Source organism: Amycolatopsis sp. NPDC114503 (genome assembly GCF_055633655.1).
In genome coordinates, this window is the sequence record NZ_JBVKDT010000010.1 from 165,226 (window position 1) to 183,524 (window position 18,299).

Annotated in this window: 10 protein-coding genes; 2 read left to right on the top strand and 8 right to left on the bottom strand. The window is 67.3% G+C overall.

Features of this window, described 5'->3' with window-relative positions; genetic code table 11:
- Positions 1-818 precede the first annotated feature (818 nt).
- Complete coding sequence (locus tag ACZ7OI_RS35805; protein ID WP_470268508.1) at positions 819-2,045, top strand: hypothetical protein; 1,227 nt, start codon at positions 819-821, stop codon at positions 2,043-2,045.
- Between the two features lie 37 nt (positions 2,046-2,082).
- On the opposite strand, the gene ACZ7OI_RS35810 is transcribed toward ACZ7OI_RS35805, so the two are convergent.
- Together ACZ7OI_RS35810 and ACZ7OI_RS35815 are read right to left on the bottom strand one after the other, a co-directional pair.
- Complete coding sequence (locus ACZ7OI_RS35810) at positions 2,083-2,274, bottom strand: zinc-ribbon domain-containing protein (protein ID WP_470268509.1); 192 nt, start codon at positions 2,272-2,274, stop codon at positions 2,083-2,085.
- Between the two features lie 51 nt (positions 2,275-2,325).
- On the bottom strand, positions 2,326-4,734 hold the full coding sequence (locus ACZ7OI_RS35815) for a zinc-ribbon domain-containing protein (protein WP_470268510.1): 2,409 nt from the start codon (positions 4,732-4,734) through the stop codon (positions 2,326-2,328).
- On the opposite strand from ACZ7OI_RS35815, the gene ACZ7OI_RS35820 reads away from it, so the two are divergent.
- On the top strand, positions 4,723-5,013 hold the full coding sequence (locus tag ACZ7OI_RS35820; RefSeq protein WP_470268511.1) for a hypothetical protein: 291 nt from the start codon (positions 4,723-4,725) through the stop codon (positions 5,011-5,013). The two genes, ACZ7OI_RS35815 and ACZ7OI_RS35820, sit on opposite strands and share 12 nt — an antisense overlap.
- 130 nt (positions 5,014-5,143) lie before the next feature.
- On the opposite strand, the gene ACZ7OI_RS35825 is transcribed toward ACZ7OI_RS35820, so the two are convergent.
- From ACZ7OI_RS35825 to ACZ7OI_RS35850, 6 genes are all read right to left on the bottom strand, one after another.
- Positions 5,144-5,815 carry a hypothetical protein gene (locus ACZ7OI_RS35825; RefSeq protein WP_470268668.1) on the bottom strand — a complete coding sequence of 224 codons (672 nt, stop codon included), beginning with the start codon at positions 5,813-5,815 and terminating at the stop codon, positions 5,144-5,146.
- A 93-nt stretch (positions 5,816-5,908) separates the two neighbouring features.
- Positions 5,909-6,937: a toprim domain-containing protein gene (locus tag ACZ7OI_RS35830; protein WP_470268512.1), complete on the bottom strand. Its 1,029-nt coding sequence runs from the start codon at positions 6,935-6,937 to the stop codon at positions 5,909-5,911.
- Positions 6,934-11,523, bottom strand: coding sequence for a coiled-coil domain-containing protein (locus ACZ7OI_RS35835; protein WP_470268513.1), 4,590 nt, complete (start codon positions 11,521-11,523; stop codon positions 6,934-6,936). Before ACZ7OI_RS35835 ends, ACZ7OI_RS35830 begins: the two co-directional genes overlap by 4 nt.
- Positions 11,524-12,036: 513 nt before the next feature.
- On the bottom strand, positions 12,037-13,539 hold the full coding sequence (locus tag ACZ7OI_RS35840) for a hypothetical protein (protein ID WP_470268514.1): 1,503 nt from the start codon (positions 13,537-13,539) through the stop codon (positions 12,037-12,039).
- Positions 13,540-13,676: 137 nt separating this feature from the next.
- Entirely contained in the window at positions 13,677-16,862 is a 3,186-nt protein-coding gene (locus ACZ7OI_RS35845; RefSeq protein ID WP_470268515.1) for an AAA family ATPase, read from the bottom strand.
- Entirely contained in the window at positions 16,859-18,181 is a 1,323-nt protein-coding gene (locus ACZ7OI_RS35850; protein ID WP_470268516.1) for a metallophosphoesterase family protein, read from the bottom strand. Before ACZ7OI_RS35850 ends, ACZ7OI_RS35845 begins: the two co-directional genes overlap by 4 nt.
- Positions 18,182-18,299 lie beyond the last annotated feature (118 nt).

The window sequence follows — 18,299 nt, forward strand, 5'->3', positions numbered from 1 at the left end:
GCTCCCCCAACCGAGGACAACGCCCGCCACCCGCTTCATTTCGCGTCCTGCAACCGCACCGCTTGTACACCGCCACTCGCCTCATCACGACCTCCATATCGAACACCCCAGCGTGCGCCTTCTCGTCCTAGACGACGACCAGCCTGCTGTGGATAACTGACGAATAACCCACGACGGCCCTTCCGTCGTTGAGCCTCGCGAGTACGACGCCGCGACCGTTCCGCACAGCAGCCGACAATCTCCAAGCACCCGACTCCTCCTGGCACTCGGAATCAGCCAATCTGGATCACCCAGGGTGCTGAGTCGATGGGCATCGGCATCACGGTTCGACTCGGAGCGTCTCGGCGTTCACCCAGTACATCAATGCTTCGCAGAATTGCTGACCGAGTTCAGCCTCGCTGAAACACTTCATAATCTCGCGTCCTTGGCGAAATAGGCTCGACTGCTTTGTGAAGAATCTCCAGCGCCAACTCCCGCCACCTCACCGGCGCACCGCTCTCATTTTTCCTTCGGTGCAACCGAAGCCACGCCGGACGACCTCCTCGACCTGTTCAGCGATCTTGATCCAGTTGCACGGAGTCTTGTGTACCGCCGACGCGAAAAGCAACGCGCAAGTTGCTCAGTACGGCAGCGAGACGATCAACAGCTACCAACGAAGGGCCGGGTACCCAGCTGCCACCTGCCGCGATGACTTACCGACCCCTACAAGATTCGAGCCGTCCGACGCCGCGGCTCGGCTGGATCAGCTGTCACTCGCACGAGGGAATCCCGTGCGCGGCCCCGCCATCAAACATGCTGGTCAATGCCACCCTTGCTGTGTGAAACACCACACCGACGCCAGCCCACGGCAGCTGTCCCTGCTGGACCAACTCGGCCAGCCCGCCTTGACCAGCCCGCCGCCAGACTCGGCCGGCTCAAGCACGTCGGTGTACGAGCACGACGGTATGCTGTGGAAACCCGGCGAAGGCACCACCGTCACGTTCGACGAGTTCGTGGCCGCCCGCAACACCGTGGTCGAGATCCTCGGCACCCAGCATTGGAACCCCTGGATCCGTGAGGAACGCGAACCCGAGTTGCGTACAGCCGCGGCGATTTTCGAGCAGTGGCATCGCGGCGAACCCGACCACCACATGTGGAGCAGCGCAGAGACCCAAGCATGGCTCACAGCCGAAGACGCTCGCTGGAGGCAGAAACGCGAACGCGAGGAACGAGAGCGGCAAGCCCGCATTCCACTCTATGACCCCGACCGAGCCCGAGCCCGCCTCGAGCTCCTGGAAGACGAAGCAGGCCTTCGGGCCTCGATCAGGCACCTCGGCGAGCTGAGGGACGGAACCTACGCACCTCTCATGGCCCCGGAGAAACGCGCGGTGGAGATCACCGACACCGAAGCGAGCGTCGCTGCGCAGCAAAGCCGGGTCGAGCAGCTCCGTCACAGGGTCGGCGACCCCGAGACCGTCATCGACCAGAACGGGCGTCTCCCCGCCCGCCGGCGCGAACTCAACCTGGTCGGCTTCTCCTGCCATCGCCAGCACGAAGTACGGCGGCTCCGCGCCCTCATTGCCGACCTCCGTGCCAAGCTCAAAGCGAGCACCGACCGGAGCGAACGCAGCGAACTTCGTAACCAGATCGCCCGTGAAGACCACACGCGCGTCGCGTGGGAAGCCATCCCGCAACTCGACGCGGCGGACATGTGTTCCGAATGCGACACGCCATCAAACTGGCACGAAAGCTCCTACACCATGATCCTCCCCAAAGGCCCCTGCTTCGCCTGGCCCCGCCGCGCCGAACGCATGCGCGAAGCCCGCAAATGGTTCCTCGAACTCACCAACAAACCCCGCACGCCCGAGCTCCCCAAACCGAAACCACTCGCCGTCATCCCCTCCGGTCTGCCCCTTAACCAAATCGTGACCAAACTCGCCGAATTCCAAGCGAAACACCCCAACGCGATCGTCCGCCGCGGCAACGCCAACAAATGGGAACTCTGGCCACCCCCCAGCACCACCTCTCACGAGCCTGTGCCAGATGAGACGGCTCGAATCCGTTGACCCGAATCTCCATCCGCGAACCCTCGTTAGCCTGATTCTAATTCCAGTGGAGACCCCGGCATTTTGGGCACCGTCCCGTAGTAAGGAGACGGTCACGGACTGGCAGGGAGTAAGAGTGTTCTGGGTTTGCTACACACGTCCAGACCGCCCTGAAATTAGATCTGAAATAAAGCTCATCGGCACTTCTTCCTGACTGGTCAGCATTTAGGTAGGCAGCAACTTCCGGCACTCGGGTATCCAATCTGTTTGTTACCGACAGCCTCTTTCCTGCACAAAAAGGTCATCCTGCTATTCGTCCCTTTCGTATTCGCGATGCGGGTGGCCCCGTCCATCGATGGTCGAGCGCCACCGGGCACACCCAAGGAACACTTTTTTGGCTCCCAGCGGTCAATTCTGACACATCGATTGAGGATCTCGTCAAATCTAGTTGAGCAGCGAGTTCTGGGTGAGTGACATCGAGGCGCGTTGTTGACGATGGACGGCGACCGGAGCAGAACGGGCATCCAGCAGGTTTAGATGGATTGGTTCGACTGTACGGCGGAGCACTCCAGCGATGATCATCGCCAGCTTGGCACTTCCACCAGATGGTCGCCCGCCCGGCGGTTGGTATCCGCTCTGGACTGCGCCCAGTTTTCCCGACATCGACTTGCGCCGCAAGTTCAGGATGACTCACCGAGAGAACACGACCTTGCCCCGCGGAGAGCCGAACACGTGCGACACCGCGCTTTTTATACCCGCACTCGGCACAGCCCCTCCGCTGCACCGCATCCGCGACACGGCACACACGAGTGTTTGGACATCCCGGACACAACCAGACACATCGATCCCCGCTATTGGCGTAGAGACGGTCTGGCCCAGCATCGGGATTACTCAGGTTCTCGATAAACTGCCGTGCAACATCCGGTCGCAATTCCGCCAGCGACTGGCCTGTACCCGCGCGCGCCCTTCGCCTTCCTCCGATAGCACGGGAACACTCGCGACACCCAGTGGATTCACTACTACTCCGTTTACTGGCCGGTGTGACCCACTGATGGCCACACGCGGAACATTTCCACCTGCATCGGTCATTGCTGCTTCGATGCATCAAATCTGGCGTCAATCCAGGACGATCGCAGTTCTCGACGAACTCGCTGACAATATCGGGATGAGCCGAAGCCAAGGACCGCACTGGAGGGTTCCCCACGAGTTCGATCCACGCATGCACGGCCGCCGCCAGACATTCCTTGACACGACTGTTGCTTAGATTTCGCACCGAAATATCACGCTTAGCGATATAACGGCATAGTGCCTGCATCCACACGACCGGATCACCAGTTTGATCATCCACTATCACCGTCGACGCGCGCAGTGGAGGAAGAGTCCGCGGCCTCACGCGGACGAAGTGCCGATCAGCCAGACCGTCCGCTTTGCGCTGATCCCGCTGAACATCAGCAGCCGAACTATGCCACGAGAACGGATCAAGGTCGATCAGAATGTCAACCTCCGGAAGATACAGGTCGACACGATAGGTCCGCGCTCCTTTGCCGGATTGACTTCGAGCCGGATGGTCATACACCACACTCAGACCAGTTGCCGCCGCGAGCAAAATTCCAACCTCCAACTCAAAGCGACTCCGTCTCGTCATTGCATTACAAACCGGACAATGCGTCTTCTGCTTACCGCGCTGCGCAACAGTAGTATTCCACAGGTGACCAAAATCGCATTGCCATTCGACTCGATCACTTCCCGAAACAGGCGTGGTATTCGCAGTTCGGTCAGGACGAGAGAGATTGCGACGAAATTCGGCCGCCAACGCAGGATTCGCAACACTCAGCGGTGTCATAAGCTTATCCCCCTTGGCCCTGTAGGCGCACCGCTTACATCCCGTGCCGACCGTCACCCGTGTCGCCACCGTCGCAATCCAGACGTGCCCGCAACTCGAGCACTTCCATCGACATCGGTCACTCGACCCTCGCGTAAGGTGATGAAGGTCGCGTCCTGTCGTTAGATTTTCTAGAAACTCAGCAACCACATCCGGGCTCGCCAGCGCAGCCGGCTCCGCTGGCAAAGTCGCGAGTCGCACACAGCTAGCGCATCCATCGTCCATGGCTCGCGACGCGCGCGTTTTCCACTGGTGCCCACACACGCGGCAGCGCCACCGGCAAATATCCGTAGAACGACAGCTCATCCGCTCCAGAGATCGTCCTGGATGCGTAACGTTCTCGACGAGTTCTAACGTTGTCGAGCCAATAACCGCTGCCAGTGACTTATGGACGCGTCCGGCGCAGCGCGGGCATCCGCTTCCCACTACCGCCACCCTGTTTGCGTTGGCTTCCCACTCGTAGTCGCATGTCAGGCATTTCCAGCGGAATCGGTCGTTCGACCCTGCGGTCACTCCGGTGCCCAAGCCGGGGCGGGACAGGTTGTGCAGTGGCCGCACCGAGCGACCCTCCAACGCTGCCAGCAGGGCAGGGTGCCGGCGACGGGTCCGTATAGGTCGGTCCATGTGTGAGCTGGCCTCTTTCAGTAATTGCCGGTCGCGGAGTGAACGGGCTGCATCCTGCCAGCTGGGTACGACAACCTGAGCATTCGCCAACCCGGTGATAACACGACGCCGCCTCCGCTCCGCCGTGCCACACGCCGTCGCCGCCCCGGTGTGTTCACACCTGGAGGGCCCGGGCGGTTCTACGATGCTGCGATGAGCATTCATCTGGGTGACCTGCCGACCTGGATCGCCGCTCGGCGGCAGCAGAACCGCGGTAGCCGCGCTGATCAAATGGTGCTGCAACGCCGCCAGCTAGCCAACCAACGCCAGGCACTCGAGGCCGAGACCGAACGAACCGTAAGCGCGACGAACTGCTGCTCCAGCAGTTACACGACTTCGACCAGCGGATACGCACCTGGCAACGACGGCAGGCCGAGAAAATCACGAAACTTGACCAGCACGCCAGAGTCGCCAAGCGGCATCACCGCGAAGGTAAAACCCTAACCCAACAGGTTCATTTGGGAATTCGGTGCAGAATTGAGCCATTTGGGTTATGCGGACTGGCTCGATCGGCGCTTGCTCAGGGAGACCACAATACAGAGACGAGCTCCGTGAAGGGCAGAGCTTCGCCACATCAGTCCAACCCAGCCTCCACAGCAGTGGGTTCGAATTTCATCGTACGGGCAATCAGGTCTGCTCGGACGATGCCGTTTCCACCGTGATCGTCGAGTTGCTTCCACATCCGGAAACCCTCGATGATGGCGCGCTCCCAGTCGGCTGCCGTGCGAGCACCGACCTCGAACTGGGCGGTGGAGGTCGCGATCGAGGCGAGGACGTCGCCGTCGACGCGGGCTGTGCCTCTGAGGTAGTCACGCGTGGCCGCGTAGGCGAAGGTCGACGCCGCCAGCCCTTCTTCGATGGCGATCGCACGTCCTCCGTCGTCGTTTTCGTCGATCGCCGGATCGCTTCGGCGCTTGCACCCGAGCAACGGGCGGGTGACCGGAGACCAGCCGAGCAGGCACGCGTAGCTCAGGTGGAATACGTCGTGTAAGCGGTAGCTGTCGGTGTTGCGCGAAGCGTCAGTGAGGGTCGCGTCGACCTGCACGCTTCCGCAGGAGACCTCTGTCGCGAGGACGCCGTCCGGCTCGCGGTAAGTCCGGAACTCGTATGCGATCGACAAGGGCAGCCGTTCCCCAGTCGGGAAGCCCGATCCAAGCCGAGGCCGTCGGCGAACGCGGTCAGATTCCACAGGACATCGCCGAGTTCTTCGCGGCCCTGGAGTTTGCCCACCTCTAATGCTCGCCATCACGCTGGGTCCGTTGGTACTGCCTGGAAGCGAAGAGAACGGCGAAACAACCACACAAGCCGGCCGAGACGACCTGCCGGGTCCACAACGGCTTCACAGAGCCTGGTCCAGCAGGTCGTAGCGAAGGGCTTCCTGCGGTATGGCCCGACCGCCGGTCAGGAGCGCGATGCTGCGGTCCCTCACGCTTTCCGGTAGCCACTTGGCCAGATCACGGGCTCGCCCAGGCTCGACTCCGGGGCCGGGTCGCGAAGGCCGGTCCGCCAGCAGCCGCCAAAGCGTCTCCGCCGGTCCGGCCAGGATTCCTGACCGGCTGACGATCGCGCATGCGGTCGCAGCGATCTCGAGGCCCGGGGCGTCGAGGTCACCAAGGTAGTCGAGCCGCGTCACCCGGAACGGCAGATCGAGAACCGACTCCAGCGGTGCCGTGTTCCGTCCCTGGATCCAGGCCACCGCCACCCACCTCGGTGTAGTCCGTCCCCGGAGCACCCGGAGCAGGCTTCGGAAGGTGGCGTGGTTCTCCACGCAGACCAGTGCACCAGGCGGGCCGACGACCGGTACGGCCGGCTCCCACGTCAGCGGCGTCGGAACGCGTACGCATCGCAGCAGGCCGAAATTGAGCCGGTCAGGCCGCCACAGCGTCTCCCCGCCCACCGGAGGCGTCGAGTCGAACGCCTTTTCGTTGCCGAGAAGTTCGTACGCACGCTCGGCGGCCGGGATGACCGCCACCTGTCCGCCGTTCGTGCGGCGCAACCAGTCGTTGACGGCCAGCAGCACGGTTCGCTGACCGCTGAGCAGGTCGAGCGACGTCGCCCAGTCCGCGAGTTCGGGACGCAGGGGTACGCCGACCGGACGCCGTTGGTCACCGGCTTGGACCGCCCGGATGAGCTGGACAGACTTAGGCAGCACGCTGCGTCCGCGTCGGACCGTGGTCTTGGCGACGGACCAGAGACCAGCCTCTCGGCCGCGCTCGAGGGTGGCTCGGACGAGCTCAGGGACGTCGCCGGGCCCGGCTCCGGGAACGAGCTTCCTCAGCTCGGTGGCGAACGCGTCGATGTCGCGGCGGCCGCCCCGGCCTTCCGGATCGAGCGCGAGGACCAGTGCGCCGAGGTCGACCATGGTCATTCGCCGAGCACCTGCAGGACGTCGTGCTGGATCAGCTCGAGATCCGCCAGCTCGCGGTTGCCGTCGTCGACGAGCACGACCTTCTCGCCGGACGACGGGCGTGAACGACGAGCCAGGGTGATGATCCGGTCGAACATCGACAGCGCCCCCTTGTCCTTGGGGGCGGCGGTGAAGACGAGCTGCAGCCCGAGCTTGTCGGCCGCGAGCCGCATGGTCCGGACGAACTGGTCGGCGGACGCCTGGCCGAATGGGTTGTCCAGCCAGAGCCAGCCGATCGAGGTGTCGTTGCCGGCCGCCTTCACCCGGGCCATCGTGGCGTACAGCAGCACTCCCGCAGTCACCCGCTGTCCGCCGGAGAAGTTCTTCAGCTCGGCGACGTCGACCCGGTCGAGGGCGAGGTCGGTGTGGGGCTTCAGGAGCCGGACGCGGAACGGCGCGTCGACGAGAGCCCGGGCGGCGGCGAACAACATCGCCTGGGCATCCGAGCTGCCCGCACTGGGCGAGAGGAGAGCGTGGACAACTCGCGCCACACGGTCGACCGAAACGGATTCGTCGGCCGGCACGGGTTCGTGGTCGATGACGGCGAAGCGCTGTCCCGACCACTCGCCCAGCCCTTCTGGCAGACGTGACTGGTTCTGGTAGTGGCGCAGCTTCTCGATCGCCGTGGACGCCTGGATGTGCAGCATCCGGGCACAGGTCCGCACGCGTTCGTCGTGTTGCCCGAGGTCGTCCCGCAGGGTGGCCGCCCGCTGCTCGAGCTGCTCCGCGATGCGTTCGGCGTCGAGGGCGAGGCTCTGGTCCGTCCTGAGCCGCGTGATCAAGTCGGCCAGGTGGGGATCGGCCCGGTCTTCGACAGCTCTGGCGTCCTTGCCGTTGGCGTGTGCCTGCACGCCGGCGGTCAGTTCGTTCAGCGCGTCTTGGGCTCGCGAGACGTTGTCGGTCGCGGCCCGCAGCTCTTCAGTGCTGTTGGCGAGGGCCTCGGTCAGCTTGCCCACGTCGTCGAAAACGCGTCCGGCAGGAAGCTCGGCCGCGAGGTGGCGCAGCGGCCGCACCGAAGCCTCGATCAGCCGACGCGCTTCCGCAGCCTTGGCACCGGTCTCTTCGGCCTCCTTCATCAGGCGGTCCTCGACGTTGCGTTTCTCGAGAAATTCCACGGCCACATCGTTGAGCTGACGTGCGTACTGATCGGCTTCCAGCGGCGAAATGACCCGCACCGCGCTCGGGAACCCGTCGGCGTCCGGAGAGGTGCGGTCCTCGCGGTCGTCGACCCGCTGCTGGTAGACGCGCCGGGCGGCCTCCGCTGTCGCCTCCGCCTTCGCGAACTCGACCCCTGCATCGGAACTTCGCCCCTCGGCGATCCTCATCGACTCGGCCAAAGCGACCGGATGGCGGGCACCTCTGCTCGCTGCGTACTGCTGGGCGAGCTCGCGCCGCTCCCGGTCCGTGCCGATCATCGCCTCGGCATTGGCGAGTTCGCCGCGGAGCCGCTCGATCTCGTCGAACAACGCGGGATCGATCGTGGCGCTCGCCAGTGTCTCCTGCACACCGGCCAGTCGTGCCTGGATAACCGTCTCTCCTTCGTCCGGGATCGGCCCCTCCGTCGTCGGCGCCAACCCCGCTTGGCGCAACGCGTTGGCCGCGTCATCGCGAGCGTTCGCGTGTTCGACCTTCAGCCCCTTAGCCTCGTCGATGCGTTCCGCCAGATCGGCCTTGACGTCCGACAGCTCCTCGATGCGCGCGCCGAGCGAGGCGATCGCATCACGGAGTCCCGGCAACGCGCGGCGCGCCGCGGCGATCGTCTCGGCCGCGGCGATCGCGGGGACGAGCAACCGGCGGTGCTCGGCTGCCGTGTCGATCGTCAGCTGGGCCTCCTCCACCACGCCCCGCTGCACGACCTGCTCTTTTTTCAGCGCGGCGATTTCCTCTTGCGCAGTCTGTTCGTGCCGGCTTGCCTCCTCCCCTCGTTGCTCGGCGGCCTCGATACTGCGGTTGAGCGCGGGACGAGGATCCACCGGAAATTCCAGCCACAGCTGCTCGCAGGTCGCGAGGACGCCACGAAGTAGCTGGGCGCGTGCGGTGGCCTTGGCGCGATCGTCTTCCGCGCGTGCGCGGTCGTCGGCGGCCGCGGCGACGAGTCCCGCCGCGGCGTCCCGGTCGAAGACTCCCGCGGGCGGCAGCAGAATCCGCGCTTCGGTCCCGCTGCCGCCGCCACCTGACGCCGCGGCATCGGGATTGGTGACCGCGCCGACCCAGAGGGCAACACCGAGGTCGAGACCGTCGAGCACAGCCGCTACCGCAGGCACGAGGCGAGGCTCCGCGACGACGAGTCCGGAAGCGATGTCCGGCCGCGACCGGGCGAACGACTCCGCAGGCTCGGCGGACATCGTGTCCGCGATCCACCGCCACCCGGACCACACCGTGAGTTCTTCCTGCTCGCACCGCCGCACCGCGTCCTCGACGATCTCGGCCGGCGGCAGGAGCCCGTCGGTGCCGATCGAGTCGATCGTGCGCTGCGCCGCCTCGGCCGCCCGGCGCGCTTCTTCCGCGCCACCGTCCGCTCGGGTGGCGCGCCCGGTCAGCACGTCCGTGAGCAGCGCGCGGCTGGCCCAGAGATCGGCGACCGTACCGCCGAAGGCGTCCACCACGAGTTCGTTCTCTTCGAGTGCGACCACTCGCCGATCGACCGTGTTCAGCTGTCCGCGGAACCGCTCGACGTTGTCACGCGCTTCGCGGACCCGCCGCTCAGCCGCCACAAGCCGGTCCTGTGCCGACCCGAGAGCGGTTTCGATCCGTTCCAGCTCGACCCTGGCGGCGTTTCGCCGGCCCTGCGCGGCGGTGATCGCTTCGGCGAGCTCGAGGTCCTGCTGTGCCGGTTCCTCGCCGTCCGGCAGCAAGCTCGCCTCGACAGCCTCGGCCAGCGTGCCCTCTGCCGCGGTCCGGTTCTTTTCGTGCTGCTCCGCCCGCTGGGTGACGGCGCCTCGCTCGCCGAGCGCCTGCTTCTCCTCGTGAGTTGCGTCATCCAGGTCGTCGCGTGCCTTCTTCAGCCTCGTCTCGGCTGCTCGGCGGGCGCTCTCCGCTTCGTCTCGGCGTGCAGTCAACAAGCGAGCGATACTGTGCCTGAGCGTGCTTTCCTCGCGCTGCAGTTGTTCCGTCTTCATTTCGACGACCCGCCGGCGCTCTTCGAGACCGGCGAGACGGCCGGTGAGCTCTCCGGCCAGGATGACGTCTCCGACGATCCGCCAGGCGGCGAGTTCCCGCTCGGCGTCCTCTCGTTCGTCGCGCCGCCGGTCGGCGATGCCCTCGGCTTCCCGCACACGCAGCTCGGCGGCACGCAGTTCCATCCGAAGGCGGTGTGCCTGCGCTCGCCGCGCCGCCGAGCCGGCCTCCCGGCGAGCGCCGTCGTGGTGATCGTAGAGCTGCTGCGCCGTTTCCTCCTTGAGGTGCAACGCCGCAGTCGTTGCCTCCGCGTCGGCAACGGCCGAGACAGCACGTGTCCTGGCCGCCGTGGCCGCGCGGCGCTGCTTGCCGGCCTCGTCGTGTGCGACGGCGAGGTCGAAGAGCGGCTCGATGAGTTTCTGCCAGAGGTTCAGCTCCTCCTCCCAGCGCGGCCGGGCGGCGGCGTTGGCCCGGAGGACGTCCACGCTCTTCGTGATCTGCTCCACGGTCGAAGTCGGCATGGTGGCACCGACGAGCCACTGGACGAACTGGTCGGAGTCGGTGAACCGCATGACCCGGTCGACGCCGCCCTCGGCGGCGTTCATGACGGCCTGGAAGCGAACCTGGTCGAGATCGACGCCGACGGCGTCGAGCCACCTGCGCCAGTTTCCCTGGTGGTCGGACGGCGGATGCGGTGGAACCGCACCCCCGTACGGCAGCACGGCACGCACGCCGTCCGTGAACTGGTTGCGGGTGGCCCACCTCCCGGCATCGGTCCGGAACGGAAGGTCGTCGATGGTCGGCCCGTGCTCACCCGAAAACCAGCCGTAGAAGACGCGGTGGAGACGTGACGGGTTCTCGAGGTCCTGGGTGCCTCCGCTCGCCCAGTCGGCGACCATGCCGACCACGACACGCTGCAGCTCCCCGTCGACGACCCGGCTGGCCTGCTCGACAACGTGGCAGACATCGCGGGAGCGGACCAGCTGGGCCAGCGACCGGTCCGATTCGCCGCGGATGAAATCCCGGGCGGACGGCAGGTAGAGGGCGTAGCGCAACGCCGTGACCATCGTCTTGCCGGTGCCGTTGTCCGCCCACAGAGCCGCGTGCGCCGTGCGGTCGAGGGGCCCCGACCACCTGAGATCCAAACCTTCCAGCCGGGACTCGGCCAGGCCGGCTCCCGCCAGGAAGGTGCGTTCCAGCCGCCAGCCGAGATGTCTCACGCATCCTCCTCGTCGAGCGCGGAAATCCCCGAGTTGACGATGGTCTGCCACGCCAGCGGACCACCACCGGTGGCGACGTGGGCGCGGAACCGGTCGGTCGAGCGCCACACCCGCAGGTCCGGACGCGGCGGCGGCACCGTCCGATCCACCACCAGGAGGCCGAAGGCGGCCAGCATGCCGAGCGCTTCTTCGCACATCTTCACCGTGCAACCACGCTTGAGCTGGCCGGTGTTCTTCGTGACGGCGATTTGCTTGCGGTGGACGCTGTACTGCTCCCACGCCGGCCCCAGACCGGCAGGCAACTCGGCTTCCCCGGCTTCGACCGCGGCGGCGTGTTCCCGGATCAGCCGGTCGACGTCGATCGCGGAGACGCGCCGGGTGCCCGGCTCCCGCACCGACCGCGCGGTCGGGTAGCACCAGGCGGCGGCCCCTCCGAGCGCCACCCCGTAGACCATCCGGTCCCCGGCGCTGCTGATCCGCAGCCACGGGGTCGTGTCGGCGACGGCAAGCGGTGAGTCGACCTCCGCGGAGAGCACCAGGCCGGTCGTCCGATCCGCGGCCAGTGTGCGGACCCCGAGGCCGGCCGCGGTCTCTTCGAACGCCGTCCGCAGCTCGGGATCCGTGGTGTAGCGGTCGAGGAGCCGGTTGTAGGTGTCGTGGCGAGCGGGCGTCACCGTGTGGTCGAGAGCGAACCGCAGCAGCAGGCCGACGTCCCTGGCGAGGTCACGGTCGGTCATCCGGCCCCCTCCGGTGCAGCAGCAGATCCGGGAAATCGAGATCGGGCGCGGATTCGCGGCAGGCGTCGTCGACGGCCCACCAGTCGTCGCTCGGGTCAGGCACGCCGTCCGGGCGCCACAGCATCAGGGCGTCCAAGGCGAGCAGCAGCCGGAGGCGCAGCCGTGCGGTGTGCCGTCCGCCGGCAAGGGTGGCCAGCTCGACGACGGTGCGGAGGTCGGGCTGGGAGAAGAGCGCATCGGCGTCGGCCAGCAGATCAGACAGCCGCGCCTTCATCCCGGGTGCGATCCGCCGGCCGCGCAGGGCTTCGGCGACATTGTGGAACTGCTCGGGGAACTGCTGGTAGACACCGTCGTTGTCCTCCAGCGCGCCGGTCGCCACTTCCCGTCCGGGGACGTCGAGAACGTGACGCGGCGGCGCGACGAGCCGATCCGTCAACGCCAAGAAGTTCAGCAGCCGTGCCGGTGCCGGAGGCGAGGCGTCGGCACCGGCCGGCAGCGGCTGTCCGGCCAGCAGCGCGGACAGGACGTCCGCGGTGGGGTCGACCTCAGTCGCCGGAACCGCCGTGAACGCCTGCGCCGCCTGAGCGTCGCGCCAGCGCGGTGTCGCACCGATGACGTCGGTGTGGAGTTCGGCGAGCGTCTCGACGGCCTCGCCGAGCCGGGAGATCGCCATCGTGAGCTGCTGGACGGCTTCGGGATCCTGTTCTTCGGACGCATCGGAACGCAAGCTCTCCAAGTGGCGCAGGAAGGTCCCGTCGACCTGGATCCGCCGTTCCAGGTGCCTCGACGCGGCGGTCAGTTCCGGCCGCAGCGTGGTCACGTAGTCCACCCGGCTGACATCGCGCTCAGCTTCGATGATCATGCGGCGGACATTCGCCGAATAGGTCCGAGACAACATCAAGGCGTCTTCGGCCGATTCGATCGCCGCACCGAGCCGTCCGCTGTCAGCCTGCGCCTGCATGACGGCGATGACCGCTTCGTGTTCGTCTTCGAGGGAGCGGTTGGTCGCGAGCAGCAACAAGGCCACCGCGGTGTGGTCGGCGTTGACCTGCAGCGACGACCCGTCCTCCGCCAGGGTTTCATACAGGACACGGACCTGGTGGGTCACGGGTGCCCAGCCGGCATCAGCGTCGGCGTGCTCGACGGTGAAGTACGGCGACGGCTCGTCGTGCCTCAGCAGATGATCCAGCACGAACCGGGCGACCCGCTCGTGCTCGGCGACGGGCCGGTGCGGGGCCATCATGGCCGCGCCCCGCGTCATCTCGTCCAGGACCGTCTCGCGCGGAGCACCCAGAGTGCCGTCCAGGCCCGAAGAAAGCGCGATCGTGTCCACGCTCAGCTGGACCAGCGCGACGAAGTCGTAGGCGGCCCAGTCGACGTCCGACGGGTTCCTGGCCCGGTTGAGGTGCACCTCGAAAATCGGTGACAGGTGCGCGAGCGTGCGCCGTCGGCGAGCGGCGCTCCCGGACAACGAGAAACCGGCCGTCACCCGCGTTCTCCGCTCGGGTCCCCGCCGCCGAACCACGAGGTCATTCCCCACCTCCCGGACACTGACCGTAATCGCAGGTGATCCGCCCGAACGACGACCGATCGGGTGATGAGACACGAACTGCCTGCCCACGGGCCCTACGCCAGCCGCTGCAGGCCGCTGGCCAGGTCGGCTTGCACGAGTTCGTCGCGTTCCGCCGCCGTCAGCCAGCGAGCCGTCGAACCGGCAGCACTGCGCTCAACCCACAGGACGTCGTCGACGGCTTCGGCGACCGCGTGCAGGTGACTGATCACCATGACGAGGCGGTCACCGCCGGCCTGAGCCCGCAGCACTTCCAGTGCCGACTGCAGGGCCGCCGTATCGAGGGCCGCGAAGCCCTCGTCGAGGAACAGCGAGCCGAGCCGGGGACCGCTGCGCGAGTGCAGCTCGGCCAAGGCCAGCGCCAGGGCGAGGGACGCCAGGAACTTTTCGCCGCCGGATAGCCGGTTCGCGGCGTGGACGACGCCGGAGTTGCGGCTGACGATCTCGAAGCTGCCGGCGAAACCGAACCTCAGGTCGGTCAGCTGCCCGAGCAGGTCACTGGCGATGCCGAGCAGCGCCCGGGTGTTCAGTCCCGTCAGGTGGCCGAGGAACTTGGCTTCGACGAGCTCGCGGCGCAGCACGTCCAGCGCCGCCAGCCGTGCCTGTCCTGCCCGGATGGCGAAGTCCAGATCGGCGGCGGGCTTGACCAGGTCCTGGGCTCTGCCTTGGAGCTTGCGCTGGTTCGCGGCTTCGGTTTCGGCTTTGGCGCGAGCCGCGACGAGCGGGTGCAGGTGCGACGAGTCCGTCAGGCAGCAGGCGGGATCGACTCCCTCGACGTCGGTCAGCACCGCGGCCTGTGCCCTGAGTCCGGCAGCCGCTTCAGCCGCCCGAACCGAATGAGCGGCGCCGACCTTGGTCAGTTCGCTCCGCAGGGCGCCAGTGACCGCGGACAGCGCCGTGGCGAACGTCCGGATTTCCGTGATTCCCGGCTCCGCCGGAGCTTCGGGCAGCCGGTTCCCATCGGCATCCGGCAGCTGGGCCGCGGCCTGCACCGCCGCGTCCGCCCACCCGTCCAGGCGGTGGCGAAGGCGGGTGAGCGGCTCGTCCACCGCTTTGCCGGCCTCCTGGTCGAGTGCACGCTGGAGCTTGAGGACCGTGTTCTGCTCCGTGCGCACCGACTTCTGCTCGGCAAGCAGGTCCTTGATCTCCGCCAGCCCCGCGGCAATGGTTCCGGCCACCTCGGCGGCGACCTCGGCACCGACGTCAATCGCCTTGTCAGGCAGAACCTGCCGGATCCGGGCCGGCAGAGCGTCGATGTCCTCGGTCATCCGGTCGACTGCGCGCGAGTGCCGCACCGACGCTGCCTTGGCGGTCTTGACCGCCTTTGCGTGGATCTCCTTCCGGCCGCTCAGCGCCTTGCGTTCGACGTCGAGCGCGGCGGTTGCCTCGATCGCTTCGGTACGCAGCCGGTCCGCACGTGTCGCGGCGGCGTGCTCACACCTGGCGAGCGCAGCGGAGACGGGTTCGACGAGCTTCGACGGGTCGAGCGTGCTGTCGTCCGAGTGGGTGGCCAGTGCCGTGGTGGCCTCGGTCAACGTCGCCGACGCGGCCTGGGCGTCGAAGGATTCTTCGGCTTCGACGGCAAGAGAAGCGAACTCCACGTGAACCTTCAGCGCTTTCTCGGTGGCGCGTTGCAGGTTCTCTTCGGCTTTCCGGTGGTCTTTCGCGTGGCCGGACGCGGCCGTCTCGGCCGTGGTGACCGCGCCGCGGGCGTCGGCGAGCGCACGGTCGGCGCTCTTCGCATTCGCCCTTGCCTTGCGCACCAGCTCCTTCGCCGCGCCGAGGTCGGCCTCACCCGCCCCGGCGGCCAGCTCGAAACCGGCGGGGAGTGCGCGCCGGCACACGGGACAATCGTCACCGGCGTGGAGTTCGGCGGCAACCGAAGCGGCCCGGTCGCGCAGCTTGAGAGCGTCGAGGTGCTGCTCCGCGGCTTCGACCTCGGCTTCGGCGCCGCGGACCTCTTCGTCTAGCGGCGCGACGGCCTGCTGCGCGAGGTCGACGTCCCTGACGGCGGTGCGGTGTGCGAGCGCAGTACGGGCGACCTGCTGCGCGGCCGCCGTCGCTTCGGCCAAGTGAGTGCGAACGCCAACGCCCTTGGCCTGCAGTCGCTTGCTCACGTCGACGGCGGCTTCGGACGCTTTGGTCAGCGGCTTGGCCAGCTCGGTACGCTGCGTCACGGCAGCCGCGACTGCAGTGATGGCTTTGGTTTCGGCCGCGAGTTCGGCTTTCTCGGCGACGAGCCGATCGCGCTCGGCACGATGTTCCCCGGCTTGCCCCGGGAGCTTCGCCACGACGGCGGCGGCCGTGACGAGTTCGTCATGTCCTTCGCCACGGTCCTCGATCTCTTCGATTTGCGACGTCAGGACGCCGTCCCGCGCAGCGGCCGCGGTGGCTCGCGAGTTCAGTGACCCGCGGCGTGCGGAGATGCCGGCGGCAACCGGCTCGAGCGCGTCCAGAACGGACTCGGCGTCGGGCACCGCCTTTTCGGCCAGGAACCGCGCAGCGTTGTCAGCTGCAGCCGCGGCCGCTGTGGCTTCGGACACGAGCTTCTGCAGCGCAGAGACGGTCTCGATGGCGGAGTCCAGGCGTTCGACGCGTTCCTCGGCGGCTTTGGCCGCTGCTCCGGCCACCTCGGCGGCAGCTGCGGGATCTTCGGGCATGCCGGAGCGTTTGCCCTTCGCCTCCGCCAGCAATCCGCTCAGGCTCGAATGCCGGAGGACAGCGCCCTCACGGATGGTCTCGAGGGCGTCGGCTCCGAAGAGTTCCCGCAGCCGCGCGGTGCGTTCCTTCGCGGCGGCCGTGAGGAGCTGGTCGAACTTGCCCTGGGGCAGCAGCCCGACCCGCAGGAAGGTGTCGTAGCCCATCTGCAGCACGGCCTTGATCCGAGCGTCGACCGCGCCGGCGCTGTCGACCTCCTCGCCGGTGTCGAGGTTGGTGAGGTGGTGCCGCCCGGCGTTCGCGTTGGTGGCGTGCATCGTGCGGTCCACCCGCCAGCGGTGCCCGTTGTGCAGGAAGATGAGGCTGACGCTCATGGCCTGGGCGCGGTCGGCGATGAGTTGCCGGGGTTCCTTGGCGTCCCAGGAGCTCTTGCGGAACAGCGCATAGGTGATCGCGTCGAGCAAGCTGCTCTTCCCGGCGCCCGTATCGCCGACCGCGGCTGCCAGGTTCCGGCCGGTGAAGTCGACCGTGGCCGGACTCGGGTAGCTGCGGAAGCCGGTCAAGGACAGTTCGATGGGTTTCATCGCCGCTCCTCCGCTCCCGCGGTCTCGGCGCCGATCAGCAGACCGGCCCGGTCGACGCCGTCGAAGGCCTCGCCGGCGATGGCGGCGGTCAGCAACGTCTCCTCGCAGCAGGGAACCGGCTCAGCGGGATCCGGTTCGGCCTGCAGGTCCGCGAAGGTGGCCATGACGTGGTCCAACGCGACCCCGGCCGTGCCGCGGCCGGGCAGGTACTCGCGCATCAGCTCGTCGACGCCGGGGAGGTCGGCGACGGAGGTCGCCCGATCCAGGACCTGAACGGCGGCACCGGGACGGCGTTCCTCGATGTCGACGATCGTCGCCCGCGGCAGCAGCTTGGCCAAGGCCTCGGGGAGGAACACGGTCGGTCCTTCGACGTTCACCACGGCCTTCACCCAGGCATCGCCGACCCGGTCGGCGCGCTGGGCGATCTCTTCCAGCGAGCCGGTCAGGTGGACCAGACGGCGTCCGCCCGTGAGCGGCTCGAGGGTGATCCGAGGCTCCTTGCCCGGGGCGAGCTCGGCCAGGACGACGCTTTTGGTGTCACGGGTCTCGCCGAAGTCCAGCTGCAGCGGGCTGCCGGCGTAGCGGGCGGGGAAGCCGGCTCGTCCGACGCGCTGGGGCTGGTGGATGTGGCCGAGGGCACCGTAGTCGACGCCGGGCAGGTCTTCGGCGGCGACGGCGTAGTCGGAGCCGATCGAGACCGGCCGCTCGGAGTAGGACGGCGTGGCCCCCTCGACGAAGAGGTGGGCGGCGAAGATCAGGAGGTCGCGCGGGCCGCGACCAGCGGCCAGGCGTCGGTGAACGTCAGCCTGGACGGCACGAATCCGCTCGGCGTAGGTGGCGGTCGCCGCAGCGGGATCGGCGAAGTCGTAGGTGAACCGGTTGGGGTGCAGGTACGGCAGGGCGCCGACGCGCAGGGTCAGCTCTCCACCGGATGCGGGGAATTCGGTCAGCAGCAGCCCGCCAGGGCGGGCGTCGGTGGCGAAGCGCACCCGGACCTGGTCATCCGGCCGGTGGCCCATGTCGTTGAGGAAGTACTCCAGGTGTCCCAGGACGTACCGGGTGTCGTGGTTGCCCGCGACGACGACCACCGGAGCGATGTCCCCGAGCCGGCGCAGTGCGTGGGCGGCCCGGCGGATGTCGTCCAGGCTCGGGCGTGGGCCGTCGAAGAGGTCGCCGCTGTGCACGATCAGGTCCGGGGCGAAGTCCGTGGCGATGTCGACGATCTCGGCGAGAACCGCGTCGAATTCGGCGTCGCGCCGGTGGCGGCCGATCTGGCGCCCGAGGTGCCAGTCGGAGGTGTGGAACACGCGTCCCGTCACGGGATGCCTCCCCGGGGAGTAACGGCGTCGGCCGAGGCCGCGTCTGTGGGTGTGACACCGCACACCGTACACGACATCTCAGGAAATGTCTGGAATAATTCTGGAAGTCTGGTACTCT

What these genes read in the sequence shown, in the direction of transcription:
- ACZ7OI_RS35845 (WP_470268515.1), bottom strand. Translation starts at nt 16,862, where the DNA reads ATGAAACCCATCGAACTGTCCTTGACCGGCTTCCGCAGCTACCCGAGT.
- ACZ7OI_RS35820 (WP_470268511.1), top strand. Translation starts at nt 4,723, where the DNA reads ATGAGCATTCATCTGGGTGACCTGCCGACCTGGATCGCCGCTCGGCGG.
- ACZ7OI_RS35825 (WP_470268668.1), bottom strand. Translation starts at nt 5,815, where the DNA reads ATGGCGAGCATTAGAGGTGGGCAAACTCCAGGGCCGCGAAGAACTCGG.
- ACZ7OI_RS35830 (WP_470268512.1), bottom strand. Translation starts at nt 6,937, where the DNA reads ATGACCATGGTCGACCTCGGCGCACTGGTCCTCGCGCTCGATCCGGAA.
- ACZ7OI_RS35815 (WP_470268510.1), bottom strand. Translation starts at nt 4,734, where the DNA reads ATGAATGCTCATCGCAGCATCGTAGAACCGCCCGGGCCCTCCAGGTGT.